The organism is Mariniflexile sp. (assembly GCF_052728615.1).
The window spans coordinates 133,353-150,582 of sequence record NZ_JBFVFE010000002.1; the positions used below are offsets into that span (position 1 = coordinate 133,353).

At 36.0% G+C, this 17,230-nt stretch carries 20 protein-coding genes; 19 read left to right on the top strand and 1 reads right to left on the bottom strand.

Annotated features, from left to right (window positions below):
- Positions 1 to 141: 141 nt before the first annotated feature.
- The 13 genes from ACU1LP_RS01840 to ACU1LP_RS01900 all read left to right on the top strand — a co-directional run bounded on the left by ACU1LP_RS01840 (position 142) and on the right by ACU1LP_RS01900 (position 11,197).
- Positions 142 to 453: a rhodanese-like domain-containing protein gene (locus ACU1LP_RS01840; RefSeq protein ID WP_445735401.1), complete on the top strand. Its 312-nt coding sequence runs from the start codon at positions 142 to 144 to the stop codon at positions 451 to 453.
- Positions 454 to 702: 249 nt separating this feature from the next.
- Positions 703 to 1,386, top strand: a complete 684-nt coding sequence (locus ACU1LP_RS01845) for a TIGR04282 family arsenosugar biosynthesis glycosyltransferase (RefSeq protein ID WP_445735402.1) — start codon at positions 703 to 705, stop codon at positions 1,384 to 1,386.
- Positions 1,379 to 2,191, top strand: a complete 813-nt coding sequence (locus tag ACU1LP_RS01850; protein WP_445735403.1) for a purine-nucleoside phosphorylase — start codon at positions 1,379 to 1,381, stop codon at positions 2,189 to 2,191. The genes ACU1LP_RS01845 and ACU1LP_RS01850 overlap by 8 nt, the downstream gene beginning before the upstream one ends.
- 430 nt (positions 2,192 to 2,621) lie before the next feature.
- Complete coding sequence (gene arsM, locus ACU1LP_RS01855) at positions 2,622 to 3,590, top strand: arsenosugar biosynthesis arsenite methyltransferase ArsM (protein WP_445735404.1); 969 nt, start codon at positions 2,622 to 2,624, stop codon at positions 3,588 to 3,590.
- Between the two features lie 77 nt (positions 3,591 to 3,667).
- Positions 3,668 to 4,558, top strand: a complete 891-nt coding sequence (locus tag ACU1LP_RS01860; protein ID WP_445735405.1) for a sterol desaturase family protein — start codon at positions 3,668 to 3,670, stop codon at positions 4,556 to 4,558.
- Positions 4,559 to 4,566: 8 nt separating this feature from the next.
- Positions 4,567 to 5,493: a DUF547 domain-containing protein gene (locus tag ACU1LP_RS01865; RefSeq protein ID WP_445735406.1), complete on the top strand. Its 927-nt coding sequence runs from the start codon at positions 4,567 to 4,569 to the stop codon at positions 5,491 to 5,493.
- Between the two features lie 259 nt (positions 5,494 to 5,752).
- Positions 5,753 to 6,526 (top strand): TIGR04283 family arsenosugar biosynthesis glycosyltransferase, encoded by a 774-nt coding sequence (locus tag ACU1LP_RS01870; RefSeq protein ID WP_445735407.1) that lies wholly within the window; start codon positions 5,753 to 5,755, stop codon positions 6,524 to 6,526.
- A 426-nt stretch (positions 6,527 to 6,952) separates the two neighbouring features.
- Positions 6,953 to 8,350, top strand: coding sequence for an arginine decarboxylase (locus tag ACU1LP_RS01875; protein WP_445731181.1), 1,398 nt, complete (start codon positions 6,953 to 6,955; stop codon positions 8,348 to 8,350).
- Positions 8,340 to 9,278, top strand: coding sequence for an agmatinase (speB, locus tag ACU1LP_RS01880; protein WP_445731182.1), 939 nt, complete (start codon positions 8,340 to 8,342; stop codon positions 9,276 to 9,278). Before ACU1LP_RS01875 ends, speB begins: the two co-directional genes overlap by 11 nt.
- Complete coding sequence (locus ACU1LP_RS01885; protein ID WP_445731207.1) at positions 9,268 to 10,245, top strand: deoxyhypusine synthase family protein; 978 nt, start codon at positions 9,268 to 9,270, stop codon at positions 10,243 to 10,245. The genes speB and ACU1LP_RS01885 overlap by 11 nt, the downstream gene beginning before the upstream one ends.
- Before the next feature lie 16 nt (positions 10,246 to 10,261).
- On the top strand, positions 10,262 to 10,669 hold the full coding sequence (locus ACU1LP_RS01890; RefSeq protein WP_445731183.1) for a hypothetical protein: 408 nt from the start codon (positions 10,262 to 10,264) through the stop codon (positions 10,667 to 10,669).
- 9 nt (positions 10,670 to 10,678) lie between these two features.
- Positions 10,679 to 10,909: a hypothetical protein gene (locus tag ACU1LP_RS01895; RefSeq protein WP_445731184.1), complete on the top strand. Its 231-nt coding sequence runs from the start codon at positions 10,679 to 10,681 to the stop codon at positions 10,907 to 10,909.
- A 12-nt stretch (positions 10,910 to 10,921) separates the two neighbouring features.
- Positions 10,922 to 11,197, top strand: coding sequence for a hypothetical protein (locus ACU1LP_RS01900; RefSeq protein ID WP_445735408.1), 276 nt, complete (start codon positions 10,922 to 10,924; stop codon positions 11,195 to 11,197).
- A 503-nt stretch (positions 11,198 to 11,700) separates the two neighbouring features.
- Here ACU1LP_RS01900 and ACU1LP_RS01905 read toward each other — a convergent pair.
- On the bottom strand, positions 11,701 to 13,179 hold the full coding sequence (locus ACU1LP_RS01905) for a mannosyltransferase (RefSeq protein ID WP_445734505.1): 1,479 nt from the start codon (positions 13,177 to 13,179) through the stop codon (positions 11,701 to 11,703).
- Between the two features lie 306 nt (positions 13,180 to 13,485).
- Here ACU1LP_RS01905 and ACU1LP_RS01910 point away from each other — a divergent pair, with 306 nt between their 5' ends.
- From ACU1LP_RS01910 to ACU1LP_RS01935, 6 genes are all read left to right on the top strand, one after another.
- Positions 13,486 to 13,722 carry a hypothetical protein gene (locus tag ACU1LP_RS01910; protein WP_445731186.1) on the top strand — a complete coding sequence of 79 codons (237 nt, stop codon included), beginning with the start codon at positions 13,486 to 13,488 and terminating at the stop codon, positions 13,720 to 13,722.
- On the top strand, positions 13,707 to 13,976 hold the full coding sequence (locus ACU1LP_RS01915; protein WP_445731187.1) for a hypothetical protein: 270 nt from the start codon (positions 13,707 to 13,709) through the stop codon (positions 13,974 to 13,976). The genes ACU1LP_RS01910 and ACU1LP_RS01915 overlap by 16 nt, the downstream gene beginning before the upstream one ends.
- 259 nt (positions 13,977 to 14,235) lie before the next feature.
- Positions 14,236 to 14,640 (top strand): methylmalonyl-CoA epimerase, encoded by a 405-nt coding sequence (gene mce / locus ACU1LP_RS01920; RefSeq protein WP_445731188.1) that lies wholly within the window; start codon positions 14,236 to 14,238, stop codon positions 14,638 to 14,640.
- A gap of 37 nt (positions 14,641 to 14,677) precedes the next feature.
- Positions 14,678 to 16,237, top strand: coding sequence for an acyl-CoA carboxylase subunit beta (locus ACU1LP_RS01925; RefSeq protein ID WP_445731189.1), 1,560 nt, complete (start codon positions 14,678 to 14,680; stop codon positions 16,235 to 16,237).
- Complete coding sequence (locus ACU1LP_RS01930; RefSeq protein WP_445735409.1) at positions 16,237 to 16,599, top strand: OadG family protein; 363 nt, start codon at positions 16,237 to 16,239, stop codon at positions 16,597 to 16,599. Before ACU1LP_RS01925 ends, ACU1LP_RS01930 begins: the two co-directional genes overlap by 1 nt.
- A gap of 144 nt (positions 16,600 to 16,743) precedes the next feature.
- Entirely contained in the window at positions 16,744 to 17,163 is a 420-nt protein-coding gene (locus tag ACU1LP_RS01935; protein WP_445731191.1) for a biotin/lipoyl-containing protein, read from the top strand.
- Positions 17,164 to 17,230 lie beyond the last annotated feature (67 nt).

Genomic DNA, 17,230 nt, shown 5'->3' on the forward strand with positions numbered 1-17,230 from the left:
TTTGTTTTCCCCAAAAAACACTTTCAAAATTATTAAAACAGCTAAACACAGAAAGCATTCCTTATATTACCGTTGAAACCCTAGCGAATAAAAAAGACAGTCTTAATTATTTTAGATTCCCGTGAACAAAAGGAATATAACGTGAGCCATTTAAAAAATGCCATGTATGTTGGTTACGACCATTTCAATTTGCTCAAAACAACGAACCAACTTAAAAACAAACAGCAAACCATTGTTGTGTATTGTTCATTGGGCATTCGATCTGAAGATATTGCCGAAAAACTAAAAAAAGCGGGCTACAGTAATGTTTTTAATCTTTATGGAGGTATTTTTGAATGGAAAAACCAAGGTTTCCCTGTATTTGATATGCATAATACAGAAACCGAAAAAGTACATGCCTATTCTAAAGTGTGGAGCAAGTGGTTGATGAAAGGAGAAAAGGTTTTCGATTAACAACCATTAGAATCAAGACTGCTTCGCTAGTCCCGATAGCTATCGGGAAAAGAATAAAGACTTGGTCTTTACTAATTGATAAACATCTAATTATTTTTTTAAATTTTTGAAGCCCTAAATTTTTATTGAGATTTAAAATTAGACCAAAACGTTAATAATAGGGCGAAAGGCCCTAAAACTAGAACCATTGACAATATGTAAATATTTTTATCGGACAACAATGATTAACAATATATAATTTAAATATTTATGGGACTTTTTAGCACTAAAGAAACCAATGACGGCCATGAGGCTGTTTTCGACTTTCATTTTCCAACTTCAAAAAAAGCCATCATCATTTTTACCAGAACCCCAGAATTGGGCACCTGCAAAACACGATTGGCAAAAACCGTTGGCGATGAAGCGGCTTTAGATATTTATAAATTTCTGCTGAAGCATACCGCCATGGCCACAGAGCCTATCAATGCTGACAAATATGTGTTTTATTCTGAAAAAATAAAAAAAGAGGATGCATGGGATGAGTCCGTTTTTATAAAAAAACTTCAGAATGGTGACGATTTGGGAACGCGGATGGAAAATGCCTTTATGGACCTTTTTGGATTAGGATATCAAAAAGTGATCATTATCGGCAGTGATTTATTAGATCTTAACCCCACCCATTTAAACGATGCTTTCGAGAAATTAAACGAACATGAGGTCGTTATTGGGCCAGCAAAAGATGGTGGCTATTATCTTTTAGGTCTTTCAAAATTCAATGCGTGCATTTTCCAAAATAAACCTTGGAGCGAACCCCATTTATTAGAAACAACATTAGAAGAATTAGCTCAAAAGAGCGTATCTTTAGCGTTGCTGGAAACCTTGAATGATATTGATGCTTTTGAAGATTTAAAAGACTATCCGCAACTTAAAAAATTCTACGCACAACATGATTAGAGAAATAGAAGAAACGGTAAGCTATCTACAAAATAAAGGATTTGAAAACCCCGAAATCGGCATTATACTAGGCACTGGCCTGGGGCAATTATTAAACGAAGTTGAGATTTTAAAAGAAGTAAGCTACAATCACATTCCTAATTTCCCAACAGCAACGGTAGAGTTTCACAAAGGCAAACTCATTTACGGCATACTAGAAGGCAAAAAAGTAGTGGTTATGCAAGGGCGCTTTCATATTTACGAAGGCTACAGTTTGCAAGATGTGACGTATCCGGTTAGAATCATGGAAAAATTGGGCATTACAAGCTTATTGGTTTCCAATGCAGCGGGCACCATTAATTTAAACTTCAAAAAGGGCGAACTCATGCTCATTGAAGACCATATCAATCTTCAAGGCAGTTCGCCGCTAGCGTTTAAAGGTGTGGAATTAATGGGCGAGCGTTTTACCGATATGAGCGCCCCTTACGATGCCAAAATCAATAAAAAATTCAAATCCATAGCAAGAAATAACAACATCATATTGCACAAAGGTGTTTATGCCAGTGTGGTGGGACCACAATTGGAAACGCGCGCAGAGTACCGCATGCTAAAAATTATGGGGGCCGATGCGGTGGGCATGAGTACAGTGCCAGAGATTATTGTAGCAAACCACTTAAAATTAAAGGTGGCAGCAGTGTCAGTTCTCACCGATGAATGCGACCCAAACAATTTAAAACCAGTCAATATTTCTGAAATTATTGCCATGGCAGAAAAAGCAGAACCTAACATGATAACATTATTTAAAGAATTGATTAAAATTTTATAATTAATACCAATTGTATGTATAAAATAGTTTAAAGAAACGAAGAATTTTTTTGTCAAGACGATGAAAAAAACCTTTGCAAGCATAGCTACGGAACTGTTTTTTGAAGATGTATTGGCGAAAAAGAACAAGTTTATTGGGCTGTTTTATACATGCAATTGGTATAAATTGGGCGTTACCCGAAAAGGGTCGGGCTTTCGGCTATATCTTTTGGTTTTTTGTCATTCCTGCAAAGGCAGGAATCCACAATTAAAGTTAAAGCTTTCTTTTTAAGGTTATTTCCTTATCAAAAGAAAACCAAAAGGATGCCGCTACAAATGCGGAGCATTCACGATTTCCTATTTATCAAAATAGAAATAAATGAGTAATCCCTAACGCAAAACAAGACCTCACGGGTTTTAAAAACCCGTGAGGTCTAAAAAAACAACAAAAAATGAGTTATTTAGAAACCACACACAACGTTTACAAAGAAGCGGCCTTAACACCGGATGTCGGTTTATGCTGTACCACCAACCCAATTTGGGAATTACCAGGATTAAAAATCCCGAAAATAATGCAAGAAATGAACTATGGTTGTGGCAGTACCGTGCATGTGCGCGATCTAACCAACAACCCAAAAATGCTCTACGTGGGCGTTGGTGGCGGTATGGAATTGTTGCAATTCGCTTATTTCAACCGTCAAAAAGGCGGTGTTGTGGGTATTGATGTGGTTGATGAAATGCTGCAAGCATCCCGTAAAAACTTTACCGAAGCCGAAGCATTAAACCCCTGGTTTAAAAGCGATTTTGTGGATCTTAAAAAAGGAGATGCCATGAATCTGCCTGTTGAAGATGATAGCATGGATGTGGCAGCTCAAAACTGCTTATTCAATATTTTTATGGCAGACGATTTAAAACAAGCCATTGCCGAAATGTACCGTGTTTTAAAACCTCATGGAAAATTGGTAATGAGCGACCCAACCTGCGAACAACCCATGAACGATGCACTTAGAAACGACGACCGTTTACGTGCTTTATGTTTAAGCGGTAGTTTGCCAATTGCAGAATACGTTAAAGCGTTAACCGATGCCGGTTTTGGCACCATTGAAATTAGAGCTAGAAAACCATATAGAATTCTTGACCCAAAACATTACCCTACCGACGATCTTATCTACATAGAATCTATTGAAGTAGCTGCCATTAAAGACCCAATGCCAAACGATGGCCCTTGTATATTTACAGGTAAAGCCGCAATTTATTATGGAGAAACCGAATATTTTGATGACAAAAAGGGGCATGTTTTACTTAAAAACCAACCATTAGCCATTTGCGATAAAACTGCAGGTGCTTTAGCGTCATTAAAAAGAGACGACATTTTTATTAGTGAATCCACATATCATTATGATGGTGGTGGATGTTGTTGAGAATATATAAATAATTCACAAGACCACACAGGTTTTAATCCCGATGGCTATCGGGGCTGTGAGGTCTTTTCTTAAATATGGAAAAATACATAGACATCATAAAAAAATCCTATTCGGGTTATTGGAATTACTTAAAGCACGAGTTCATTTCAATCAACCATTGGGATAACTTTTTTTATGGTTTAATTGCTATTTCCTTAACGGTTTGGCTGTTGGAAATTATGTTTCCTTGGCGAAAAAACCAATCTATTTTCCGGAAAGATTTTTGGCTCGATACGTTTTATATGTTTTTCAACTTCTTTCTATTGAATTTAATTGTGCTAATCGCATTATCGAATACCGTTTCAGAATTGTTTAAAGATCTTTTAAAAACAATCGGCCTTCCTATTTCAAGCCTTCAACTATTTGATGTGGATAATTTGCCTCAATGGTTGGGATTGTTCATATTCTTTATGGTTTCAGACTTTGTGCAATGGAACACCCACCGATTATTGCACCGCATCCCTTTTCTGTGGAATTTCCATAAAGTACATCATTCTGTCAAAGAAATGGGGTTTGCGGCCCACTTGCGATACCATTGGATGGAACCCGTGGTGTACAAATCGCTGTTATACATCCCCATTGCCATTATAGGTGGTTTTGATGCGCAAGACGTTGCCATCGTTCATTTTTTCGCTTTAGCGGTTGGCCATTTAAACCATGCCAATTTAGGTTGGGATTATGGCATTTTAAAATACGTATTCAACAACCCAAAAATGCACATTTGGCACCATGCTAAAAAACTTCCAAAACATGTTAGGTTTGGCGTTAATTACGGACTGACCTTAAGCCTTTGGGATTACCTTTTTAAAACAAATTATGTTCCGTACAACGGCAAGGATATTGAACTTGGTTTTAAAGGTGACGAGCAATTTCCTAAAGGTTTTATAAATCAGGAATTATATCCCTTGAACAAAAAAGAACATTAAAGTTTAATATGAAAAGCCTACAACTCCTTTTTATTATGCTTCTATTGTCCGCTTGTTCAGGAACTGGACATATTCATGGGAAAACTGCAAATAAACCAGTTTACACCCAACCAAATCCTAAAGATTCAATTATTGAAAACAACAAAACAGGAATACAAATAAAGATAGAACAAGAAAAAAAAGCAGCTAATATCGAGCCAATTGAAACAATAAATAAAGAAATTGGCACATTAAGCACAATAAGCGACGCTAATGAATTTAACCAAATATTAAGGAAACGTTTTAAATCTACCCATGAATTATGGGATGAATTACTGCATAAACATGTATCTGATAAAGGGGTTGTAAATTACAAAGCGTTTAAATTAGAGCACAAAAAGTTACATGATTACATACATGTTTTAAGCCTTGCACAATCAAGCAATAACTTTCAACAACTTTCAAAACAAGACAAACTCGCCTATTGGATAAACGCTTACAATGCATTGGCCATCGATTTGATTTTACGAAACTACCCTGTTAAAAGTATCAAAGACATTAAAGACCCTTGGGGCCAACGCCTTTGGAAATTGGGTGAAAAATGGTATAATTTGAATGGCATTGAACATCAGATTCTGCGTAAAATGGACGAACCGCGCATTCATTTCGCTATTGTTTGCGCATCGGTTTCTTGTCCGAAATTATCAAACGAAGCATATACCGCTGAAAATTTAGAAGCACAGCTCACAAAAGCCACCAAAGATTTTTTAAATGATTCTGAACGGAATTTAATTACTGAAAATCGTTTAGAACTCTCCCAAATATTTCAGTGGTTTGCCAAAGATTTCAATCAAAACGGTGATTTAATTGATTTCTTAAATCAATATTCAACGGTTAAAATTTCTGATAAAGCGAAAAAAAGTTATAAAGATTATAATTGGGATTTGAATGAATAAAAATACCAGACCTGACAGGTTTTTAAAAACCTGTCAGGTCTCAACACAAAAAAATAGATGAAAACTTTTAATTTAAAATTAAACACGTTTTAATTCCCCTCTTGGGAGGGGTTAGGGGTGCCATACATGGAAAAAAAATTATGATAATAATGAAAACCCACCCCTGGCCCCTCCAAGGAGGGGAACTGTTTATCAAAAATTTTCAACTTCAGAACACTTATGTTTTTAACACAGTATCTGTCAGGTCTCACACGAAAAAATGACTCACAAAATTGGCATTATTATCCCCATACTCAATGAAGCATTCACTATAGGGCATCTGCTAAACCATGTTTTAAAGAATACTTCCAAAGAAAACATTTCAGAAATTATTGTGGTTGATGGTGGCAGTACCGATGGGTCTTTAGAAATTATTGAATCTTTGGCGTTTGGTAGCGAGCAGTTGAAGTTTGGGACTTTTAATGACATTACCGCAAACAAGATAGGTCTCGACTGTGCTAGACCTGATATTCTCTTATTGAATTCTGAAAAAGGACGTGCTAAACAAATGAATTTTGGCGCAAAACATGCCACAGGAAATATTCTCTATTTTTTACATGCCGATTCCTTTCCTCCTAAAAATTTTGACAAACTCATAACCGAGGAAGTTAAAAAAGGCCATAAAGCAGGATGTTTTATCATGAAATTCGATAGCAACCATTGGTGGCTGAAATTAGCGGGTTGGTTAACCCAACTTCATTGGAAAGCATGTAGGGGTGGCGACCAAAGTTTGTTTATTACCAAACCAACATTCAATAAAATAGGTGGTTATAACGAAAATCACACCATTTATGAAGACAACGATTTAATTGCTAAACTTTACAAACTCCAGCAATTTACTGTGATCCAAAAATGGCTTACTACCTCAGCAAGGCGCTACCATGCCAATGGCGTTTGGAAGCTGCAATTTCATTTTACGGTTATTTATATAAAAAGGAGGTTCGGTGCTTCGGCGGACGATTTGTTTGCTTATTACAAGAAACATATTTGTTAAATACGCTTAAGCTTTATTGTAAAGGACCAATCTAAACTGTGTTTCTGCCCTTTTCATTTGGTATAGGGCAGGCAGGCGTCCAAATCCCATTTTAAAAAAATTCTAAAAAAATTCCTTAATTCCTTATAAAATTAATTTTTTTATAGTTCATTTGTAATGTAATTGCAGAACAAATTGAAACGTGTTTATATGTTCGGGGTTTTGAAATTTAGGAAGTTATTTTCAAAAGCAGCTTTTAGAAAAAGCAACCGGATCCTCAAGCTAGCTTCTTCTTATACTATTGCTGGTAGTCAGCATATATATGGCTTTGTTCCAACCACACAATATCAGATCCAAATTTGATTAATGGGCAATATAATTTGATTAGAAACTTATGTTTCTTAAATTTAAAAATTATTATTAAACCGTTACATCAAAAAATAAAGAATGAATACCAAATACATTGATTTAATTAATCAATCTTTTTATTTTCCCCAGGAAGAATTTAATCTGAACGACAGGCATTTAGAGTTTCATGGCATCGACTTGATGGGGTTGGTTGAACAGTACGGGGCGCCTTTAAAGTTTACCTATCTGCCACAAATTTCCAACAACATAAACAGGGCCAAAACTTGGTTTGATGCGGCCATCAAGAAACATAAGTACAAAGGCAAGTACAGTTATTGTTATTGTACAAAAAGTTCCCATTTTAAGCATGTATTGGACGAAGCCTTAAAGAACGATATCCATATTGAAACGTCATCGGCTTTTGATATTGATATTGTTGAAAGACTAAAAGCCGAAGGGAAGATAACCGATAAAACCTTCGTGATCAGTAACGGTTTTAAAAGAGAGCAATACATTGAAAATATTGCAAAATTGATTAATAACGGACACAAAAACTGTATTCCGATCATTGATAATTATGAGGAAATAGATTTATTGTCGAAGGAAATCAAGGGAAAATTCAATATAGGCATTAGAATTGCCTCTGAAGAAGAACCTAAATTTGAGTTTTATACCTCTCGTTTGGGTATTGGGTACAAAAACATCCTGCCTTTTTACAGAAGCCAAATTAAAGAGAACAAAAAAGTGAAACTAAAAATGCTTCATTTTTTTATCAATACGGGCATCCGCGACAATGCTTACTATTGGAACGAGTTGGCAAAATGTTTAAAGGTATATACCAGTTTAAAACGTATTTGCCCAAGTTTGGATAGTTTGAACATTGGTGGCGGTTTCCCCATAAAAAATTCGTTGGCGTTCGATTTTGATTACGAATATATGGTTGATGAGATCCTGAACCAAATAAAATTGGTTTGTGAGGAAGAAGAGGTGGAAGTACCTCATATTTTTACCGAATTTGGAAGTTTTACAGTCGGTGAAAGTGGTGGTGCCATTTATGAAGTGTTGTACCAAAAACAACAGAACGACCGTGAAAAGTGGAATATGATCAATTCTTCTTTTATTACTACCTTGCCAGATACTTGGGCCATAAACAAACGTTTTGTGATGTTGCCCATTAACAGGTGGCACGAAAGTTACGAACGTGTATTATTGGGCGGTTTAACTTGCGATAGCGACGATTATTACAATAGCGAACAGCACATGAACGCTATTTATTTGCCAAAATACAATAAAGATAAACCGTTATATATCGGGTTTTTTAATACAGGCGCTTACCAAGAAACCATTGGTGGTTTTGGAGGTTTGCAGCACTGTTTGATTCCGTCGCCAAAACATATTTTAATAGATAGGGATGCCGATGGGAACATCACAACAAAATTATTTAGTGAACAACAAAAAAGTGAAGACTTACTTAAAATTTTAGGTTATGACAAATAACACGTATGCTGGTATTCCAGAAGAATTTGCAAAATTGGAACAGGCGAAAATAGTTTTAATCCCTGTGCCTTTTGATGGCACAAGCACTGTGCAAAAAGGCGCGGAAAAAGGGCCGGAAGCTTTTTTGAACGCTTCAAACCACATGGAGCTTTATGATATTGAAACCGATACCGAAGTGTACCAACAAGGTGTTTATTTAGCAGATGCCGTTGAAGACAATGCAACACCAAAGGACCTGGTGGAAGCCGTGCATCAAACCACAAAAAAATACATCAAGAAAAACAAATTCGTGACCGTTTTTGGGGGCGAACATGTGGTTTCCATGGGCACCATTCGCGCTTTTAACGAAATGTTCCCCAGCTTAACGGTTTTAAATATTGGGGCACATGCCCACTTGCGTAAAACTAAAAATGGCTCCTCCATAAACAATGCATGTGCACTTCATGAAGCCAACCAAACGGCCAATTTAATACAAGTGGGCATTCGTTCCATGAGTGGTAAGGAAAAAACCATGGCGGATATTGATAAAACGTATTTTGCCCATGAAATGGCGGTGGATGATACGTGGATGGATTCGGCAATAGACCAAATGACCGATAATGTGTTCATCAATTTTAATTTGAGCGCTTTGGATATTTCCATCATGCCAAGCACCACAGCCCCATTACCAGGAGGCTTGTTTTGGTATGAAACATTGGATTTTTTAAAACAGGTTTTCACTGAAAAAAACGTAGTTGGTTTTGATATTGTTGAGCTTTGCCCCAACGGAAAACAAAAAGCTTCCGATTTTTTAGCTGCAAAATTGTATTATAAAATGTTAAGTTATAAATTTATGGACGAAGAAGTGGCTCATGATTACGATAACACTTACGATAATTCCAAACAAAAAAATAACGCTTCAAAATTTAATGACGATGATGAGTACTAAAGGTCCCATATCACAATTTATTGAAAAGAACTATTTGCATTTTAACGCTGCTGCGTTGGTAGATGCTGCAAAAGGGTACGAAACGCATTTGTTGGAAAACGGAAAAATGATGGTAACCTTAGCGGGCGCGATGAGTACGGCGGAGTTGGGGAAATCGTTGGCAGAAATGATTCGTCAGGACAAAATCCATATTATTTCGTGTACAGGGGCAAACCTTGAAGAGGATATTATGAATTTAGTGGCGCACAACTCCTACAAAAGAGTGCCTAATTACAGGGATTTGTCACCACAGGAAGAACGGGATTTATTGGACAATCATTTTAACCGCGTTACCGATACTTGTATTCCAGAAGAAGAAGCGTTTAGACGCTTGCAATCACATTTATTCGATATTTGGGATAAAGCGGATAAATCAGGAGAACGCTATTTTCCGCACGAGTTTATGTATCAAATGCTGAATTCTGGCGTATTGAAGCAATATTACGAGATAGACCCAAAAGATTCTTGGATGGTAGCCGCAGCCGAAAAAAACTTGCCAATAGTAGTTCCTGGATGGGAAGATAGCACGATGGGCAATATTTTTGCTTCGTACTGCATTAAAGGCGAATTAAAGGCCTCTACCACCAAAAGCGGTATTGAATATATGATGTGGCTGGCCAATTGGTACCCGAAAAATTCAAATGGAAAAGGTTTAGGTTTCTTCCAGATTGGTGGCGGTATTGCAGGCGATTTCCCAATATGTGTGGTACCCATGCTGTACCAAGATATGGAAATGCACAATATTCCTTTTTGGAGCTATTTTTGTCAGATTAGCGACTCTACAACCAGTTATGGGTCATACTCAGGTGCGGTACCAAACGAGAAGATTACTTGGGGTAAATTAGATATAGACACCCCAAAATACATCATAGAAAGTGATGCCACTATTGTTGCACCATTAATTTTTGCATATTTGTTAGACCAATAACCACAACCCAAAAAAAATGTTACGCAAAATTGTAGATTACAAAAAATTAAATGAAGATATTCTAAATCTTCTTGTTGAAAAGTTTCCCGATGGATACGATGAGACCGATGTTATTTCGTTCAGAAATGCCCAAAATGAAATCATTGAAGCTGTGGAGGTAAGAACGGACGATACTATTTATTTGGTAAAAGTTGGTAAGCGTCTTGTACAGGCCATGGAAGACTTTAGTGATGATGATGCTGATGTAGCGGATGATGACGATGCTTCAGAAGTTGATTTTGAAGATGTAAAAGTAGAGGATGATGATGAAGATGTAGAAGTTAAGAAAGATACATCGGATGATGAGGATGCTGGTGATGACGATATAGAAGATCAAGCAGATCCTGATTACGATGAAGATGAAGAAGACGATGACAATGAATAGTTTTTAGATATGAGGACAGCTGTTTTTAAGTCTTACAAAAACGGTTATTTTACGTTTTGGTTTGAAAATGGAGAGGAATTGGTTTTTGAGGAAGTGCACCCACGTGTACTGAGACAATTCGATTTAAAGAACGACAAAAGTTATATTGGCAAAAGTTTCAGAGTAACTTTTGTTGAAGATTTTGAAGATGATGACGAAGATTTTGTAATTTACAGGGTTGAAAGTTTAAAACCTCTTTAATCTTTATTATATATGGGTGCATCATTTCACATATCGTTGCCATGTTTAAGTGTAAAAGCCACTAAAAGTTTTTATGTAGATACTATTGGCGCTTCCTCAGGAAGAAAAACACAAAATTGGGTGGACATAAATTTATTTGGAAACCAAATAACATTTATAAAAGCCGAAAAATTCAACTTCACCAGTCCTAATTATGTGTTTGAAGGTAAAATTTTGCCATCGTTCCATTTTGGGGTTATTGTCGATTTAAAAGATTGGGAACAAATCTACTCAAGTCTAATGGAGTAGAAACTGGATGTGGTAACACAAGCCACTTTTTTGCAAGATAAAGCGGGTGAACATCGGTCGTTTTTCATTAAAGACCCAAACGATTATATGTTGGAATTCAAGAGTTTTAAAAACCCAGGTTCGATTTTTGAGAAATAAAGCGAATCAAGTGTTGAAAGGATTAAAATCCATTAAGATTTAGAAGACGCTATGAGGGGCGTTAGCCCTAAAATCGTCTTAGATACAAACGTTAATAAAATAAAAAGGGGCGTAGCCCTGTTATCTTCGTAAAATAATACGACAACAAATAAAAAAGACATAACCCTGAAATCTAATAAACATGGCAAACACGTACACAATTATTTTGTCAAAGATTTCAGGGCTACGCCCCTAATTCATCATCATGTCACATTTTGCTACAAAGACTACAGGGCTAACGCCCCTAAGTCAAGCGTGTACTCCAATTTCAGTCGGCTGAATAGTTGCAATATTTTAACCCTTGATTTGCGTAAATAATTAAAAAGCTATGGATTTATTTTCATAGCTTTTTTGTTTAGAAGAACTTCCCAAATAAAAACGCTGTAAACAATTAGGTACTCCAAACCAATCATCCATAAGTTTTCGGTATTGTTGGTGTTCATGTAAGCTAAATAACTTAAGATAATAGCGAAACTCCAAACCAACGGAAATTTATAGTTGGTAAAAACCGAAAGTATTAAAAGCGTTGCGATGTACCAAGGGTGTACGGTTGTGGCTGTAAAGTAATAAAAAGAAAGCACCAATAACATATTTGTAATTAACTGAACAGTGGATTTGTTTTTTCTGAAAAAAGAGATAATCAGTACAAACAAAACGACAAGGATTGGGATTGTTTTGCCAATTACTGCAATTTCGTTATAACCTCTAAACAAATACCCAATATATCTAGCGATGTAATACAAACTGGCATTGAACTCAAATTTTTGAAACCATAGCGCAACGGTTTTTGAATAATTACTTATAAATGCTTCGGAATAAAAAGGAGCAAATAACAAGAGCGTTGTTAATATTGTAATTATATAAAATACAAATAGGTTTGTCATTCCTGCGAAAGCAGGAATCCAGTTTTTACCAATATTTTGAGCAGATAACGACAGTTCTTTGCCAATTTTTTTATGGAAAGCAATCTCGTCATCATTTGTCTGGTTGAGCGCAGTCGAAACCTCATTTTTCCTCATAAACCACTTAAAAAACAAAGGCAAAAACAATAATGGAATAAGTTTGGTAGAAATTGATAACCCTAAAACCACCGCAGCAAACTTCCATTTTCCACTATGCAACAAGTACAAGCTCCACACCAAAAAGAAAACCATCACCCCTTCAAAATGAAGATTCCCCGTCAATTCAATAATAATAAAAGGGTTTAAAACATACCAAAATATGTTGTAAACGGGAATGTTTAATTTTTCCAATAGTTTTTTTCCGAAGTATAAAGTCCCAAAATCGGCAGCAATAATAAGTAAGCGCATCACTATAACCGAACCTAGAATGCTTTTTCCAGCAAATACCCCAGCTATTACAAAACATAATTGATTGATAGGAGGGTAATTGGTAAAATGGCTCGCATTAAGTTTACCCATGCCTTCATATAATTCTTGTGCTTGGGCTACTGGAAAAATACCTTTACCAGTAAATGATTCTACAGTAAAAAGATACGGGTTAAACCCTTCCAAAATCATGCGTCCGTCCCAAATAAATCGGTAAAAATCTTGGGAAAGATTCGGTATGGCCAAAACAAAAATAGCTCTAAAAATAAATGCCAACCAAGTTAAAAACACCAGACGTGTTTTTAAAATTCCAACCAGTTTATAGAACAAAAAAAACAATGCCGAATAAAGCATTAAAAGCTTTACGTAATCGGTTCTAACCAAATCGTAAGCAAAAGAAATATAGAATAAAACGCTAAAAAACGCCCATAATAGAGGTATTCTGTTAAGTTTTAAAAAAGCAGAGTTTAATAGCATCATTCAAAGATAATACTATTTGATTTTACCAGCTACCGCTTAAACTGCTCTTAGTGGTAATAAAGTAACTAAAACCCCGCTGTTGCTTAGTGTGTTACCCAAAACGACTTGTAAAGTCTGCATAAAACAATAAATATGTTACATCCATTTAGTTAAGATTAAAATTTGTAAATTAGTAAATGAAACTTTCATAAGCAGTTCTACATATCCAAGGAAATGATTGTATGGAAGAACATGTGTTCAATAAAAAACAATAAAAACGCATGAAATTAAATTTATCTTTGTTATCATTAAAAGAACATAGTTATGGATATACAAGCAGAAATAGACTGGATACAGAAAGAGCTACAAGAAGTTAAAGATCCAGTATTTATAGAAGTTATTAAAAATATGCTGAAATATAGAAGAAAAGTTTCATCAGAGCGTATTAGTATTGAACAATTCAACAAAGAAATTAATGAGTCTATAGCAGATATTGAAGCAGGAAATTACCATACTCATGAAGAAGTAAAAATGATGATCAATCAATGGGGAAAAAGATAATTTGGACAAACCATGCTATTGCACAATTAAGCGAAGCATTTTTAGAGTTGTTAGAACAATCAGAATCCATAAAAACTGCCATAAGAGTTATTGATGAAATCCATGAATCCGCTTCCATACTAGCAACAGATCCAGAGATTTATAAATTAGACCCATACAGAAAAAATAATAAATATCCGCTGCTCCAAGCCTCCTGCCTTTATATCCCTCCTCTATATTCTCGTGCATTTTACCATGTAGCTGAATATCTTTAAAGCTGAATTTTTTTGTCCAGTTAACTATCGGCATGAACACCTCTTGGATTCTGTTCAGAGTAGTTTGTTGCGTTTGTCTTTATATTTAACCAGAGACACATCTTCACAAAATTTAATACTTTTTACACTGCCTATTACTATATCGTTATAGTTCATATTAATTACAAATAATCGGGAATACATGACTTCTGTCATAATTTTAAATTCATTCTTCCTGTAATTTTGATACATATTAAAAGATAAAATAAACATTTTAATTATGAATATTTCACATATAGAGCATATAGGAATAGCTGTTGAAAATCTTGAAGAATCCATTAAACATTATGAAGAGGTCTTGGGAATGAAATGCTATTCTATAGAAGAGGTTGTCGATCAAAAGGTGAAGACAGCTTTTTTTTTGGTAGGTAATACAAAAATTGAACTACTGGAAAGCACATCGCCCGATGGGCCAATAGGAAAATTTATTGAGAAAAAAGGACCAGGCATCCACCACATCGCCTTTGCGGTTAAAAACGCTACGGAAGCTTTAAAACAAGCGGAAGAACGCGGTGTAACACTCATAGACAAAGTGTCTAGAAAAGGAGCGGAGGGGCTGAACATAGGTTTTCTGCATCCCAAATCAACATTAGGGGTTCTAACCGAGCTTTGTTCAAAAGAATAAAACAACATTAAAAAGAGATAAGCAAATCCATAAAATAATGGCAAATCAAGATAAAATTAACGAACTCATTGAAAAAAGAGTTAAAGCACGATTAGGCGGCGGCGAAAAACGTATCGATTCCCAACATGCCAAAGGAAAGCTAACCGCCCGCGAACGCATCGATATTCTTTTGGACGATAACAGCTTTGAAGAGTTTGATATGTTTGTAACCCACAGAACAAAATCGTTCGGATTGGATAAGGAAATCTATTTATCCGATGGGGTTGTTACGGGGCACGGCACCATAGACGGTAAAATTGTGTATGTGTTCGCACAAGATTTTACGGTTTTTGGAGGGTCGCTTTCTGAAACCTATGCCCTAAAAATTTGTAAAATTATGGATATGGCCATGAAAATTGGTGTGCCTGTAATAGGACTTAACGATAGTGGAGGCGCACGTATTCAAGAAGGCGTTAGATCGCTTGCTGGTTACGCCGAAATTTTCCAAAGAAACATTATGGCGTCAGGGGTTATTCCTCAAATTTCTGCCATTTTAGGGCCTTGTGCAGGTGGTGCGGTATATTCTCCTGCATTGACTGATTTCACTATTATGACCGACAAAACAAGTTATATGTTTGTTACGGGCCCAAAGGTTGTAAAATCTGTAACAGGAGAAGTAGTGACAGCTGAAGAATTAGGTGGCGCCCATATCCATTCAACCAAATCAGGAGTATCCCATTTTTTAGCTGAAAATGATGAAGAAAATCTGATGCTTATTAGAAAATTATTAAGCTATCTACCATCTAATAATCTTGAAGAGCCACCAACAATTGCAACTTCAGATCCGATTGACAGACTAGACGATATCTTGAATACCATTATTCCAGAAAATGCAAACCAAGCGTATGATATTGTTGATGTCATTTCAATAATTACCGATAATAGCGAATTTTTAGAAGTCCACAGAAACTATGCGAAAAACATTGTGGTGGGGTTTGCCCGTTTTAATGGGCGTTCGGTTGGTATTGTTGCCAACCAACCTAAATATTATGCGGGTGTTTTAGATTGTGAATCATCAAGAAAAGCAGCCAGATTTGTTCGTTTTTGTGACGCTTTCAATATTCCAATTGTAACCTTAGTAGATGTTCCAGGGTTTTTACCTGGTACAGGGCAAGAATACGGAGGTATTATTCTTCATGGTGCAAAATTGTTATTTGCTTATGGTGAAGCTACCGTGCCAAAAGTAACCATCACACTTCGTAAATCGTATGGTGGTGCGCACGATGTGATGAGCTGCAAACAATTGCGTGGCGACTTAAATTATGCATGGCCAACCGCGGAAATTGCGGTAATGGGCGCTAAAGGAGCCGTTGAAGTGTTGGAAGGTTCAAACATTAGCAAAATTGAAGATGCTGATGAAAAACAGCACTACATTGAAGAGAAAGAACATGAGTACAATACCAAATTTGCTAACCCTTACGTGGCTGCTAAATATGGATTTATTGACGATGTTATAGAACCTCGAAATACACGGTTCAGGATTGTTAGGGCACTCGAGCTGCTCGCAAATAAAAAGGATGTAAATCCACCTAAGAAACACTCAAATATACCATTGTAATGACGCATATATTTTTAATGACCGATACCATAAGTGAAGGATACATTATTTTAATTACAGGGCTATTTATAGTTTTTAGTGGCTTGCTCATATTGACCTTATTTTTTAAATATGGGATGCCCGTGATGCTGTATGTCTATAAAATTATTACCAAAGGCCCCGATAAAAAAGTAAGTGAGATATCGTCTAAGGTCAACAATCAATTTACCGGTGAAATAGCAGCGGCTATTTCGGTGGCACTACACATGTACTTAAGTGCACAACATGATAACGAAAACGCGGTTTTAACCATAAAGCAAGCCAGAAAAATGTATTCTCCTTGGAGTTCCAAAATTTATGGTGCCTATAGAAATAGACTATAATTTAGGCATATTTTAAATCTGATAAAGACATATAAAAACATGAAACGAGCATGTTAAAAGCATTATTACCCAACGAAATGATTAATAGCGAACAGTCCCGATAGCTATCGGGATGACAATTAAAAAAAACAATAATATAAACTCATGAAAAATTTCACATTCAAAATAAACGAAAACAGTTACGGAGTTAAAATTGTTTCGCACGAAGATAACATCGTAGAATTAGAGGTAAATGGCACTTCTTATTCTGTTAAAATGAAAGAAGAGGTTAAAACAGTAAAAACCCCCACACTTGTTCGTAAACCCACAAGTGGCGCCATAGAGCCATTAAAAATCAACCCAAGTTCTTCAACCACTAAAATTATTGCGCCCATTCCAGGAGTGATATTGTCCATTAACGTGAAAGTGGGCGATATGATCAAGGTAGGCGATACATTATTGGTTTTGGAAGCCATGAAAATGGAAAACAGCATCACTTCTGAAAAATCAGGCAAAGTATCTGCCATCAATGTGAAAGTTGGGCAACAAGTACTGCAAAGTGAATTGATGATAGAATTGGAATAAAAAATAAAACGTCATTGCGGAGAGGTAACGACGAAGCAATCTTTTCTACTGAAAAAAATGTTGCGTC

Bases quoted from the DNA above. Each gene is read 5' to 3' on its own strand.
- ACU1LP_RS01845 (WP_445735402.1), top strand. From the start codon at position 703: ATGGGACTTTTTAGCACTAAAGAAACCAATGACGGCCATGAGGCTGTT.
- ACU1LP_RS01850 (WP_445735403.1), top strand. From the start codon at position 1,379: ATGATTAGAGAAATAGAAGAAACGGTAAGCTATCTACAAAATAAAGGA.
- arsM (WP_445735404.1), top strand. From the start codon at position 2,622: ATGAGTTATTTAGAAACCACACACAACGTTTACAAAGAAGCGGCCTTA.
- ACU1LP_RS01860 (WP_445735405.1), top strand. From the start codon at position 3,668: ATGGAAAAATACATAGACATCATAAAAAAATCCTATTCGGGTTATTGG.
- ACU1LP_RS01865 (WP_445735406.1), top strand. From the start codon at position 4,567: ATGAAAAGCCTACAACTCCTTTTTATTATGCTTCTATTGTCCGCTTGT.
- ACU1LP_RS01870 (WP_445735407.1), top strand. From the start codon at position 5,753: ATGACTCACAAAATTGGCATTATTATCCCCATACTCAATGAAGCATTC.
- ACU1LP_RS01875 (WP_445731181.1), top strand. From the start codon at position 6,953: ATGAATACCAAATACATTGATTTAATTAATCAATCTTTTTATTTTCCC.
- speB (WP_445731182.1), top strand. From the start codon at position 8,340: ATGACAAATAACACGTATGCTGGTATTCCAGAAGAATTTGCAAAATTG.
- ACU1LP_RS01885 (WP_445731207.1), top strand. From the start codon at position 9,268: ATGAGTACTAAAGGTCCCATATCACAATTTATTGAAAAGAACTATTTG.
- ACU1LP_RS01890 (WP_445731183.1), top strand. From the start codon at position 10,262: ATGTTACGCAAAATTGTAGATTACAAAAAATTAAATGAAGATATTCTA.
- ACU1LP_RS01895 (WP_445731184.1), top strand. From the start codon at position 10,679: ATGAGGACAGCTGTTTTTAAGTCTTACAAAAACGGTTATTTTACGTTT.
- ACU1LP_RS01900 (WP_445735408.1), top strand. From the start codon at position 10,922: ATGGGTGCATCATTTCACATATCGTTGCCATGTTTAAGTGTAAAAGCC.
- ACU1LP_RS01905 (WP_445734505.1), bottom strand. From the start codon at position 13,179: ATGCTATTAAACTCTGCTTTTTTAAAACTTAACAGAATACCTCTATTA.
- ACU1LP_RS01910 (WP_445731186.1), top strand. From the start codon at position 13,486: ATGGATATACAAGCAGAAATAGACTGGATACAGAAAGAGCTACAAGAA.
- ACU1LP_RS01915 (WP_445731187.1), top strand. From the start codon at position 13,707: ATGGGGAAAAAGATAATTTGGACAAACCATGCTATTGCACAATTAAGC.
- mce (WP_445731188.1), top strand. From the start codon at position 14,236: ATGAATATTTCACATATAGAGCATATAGGAATAGCTGTTGAAAATCTT.
- ACU1LP_RS01925 (WP_445731189.1), top strand. From the start codon at position 14,678: ATGGCAAATCAAGATAAAATTAACGAACTCATTGAAAAAAGAGTTAAA.
- ACU1LP_RS01930 (WP_445735409.1), top strand. From the start codon at position 16,237: ATGACGCATATATTTTTAATGACCGATACCATAAGTGAAGGATACATT.
- ACU1LP_RS01935 (WP_445731191.1), top strand. From the start codon at position 16,744: ATGAAAAATTTCACATTCAAAATAAACGAAAACAGTTACGGAGTTAAA.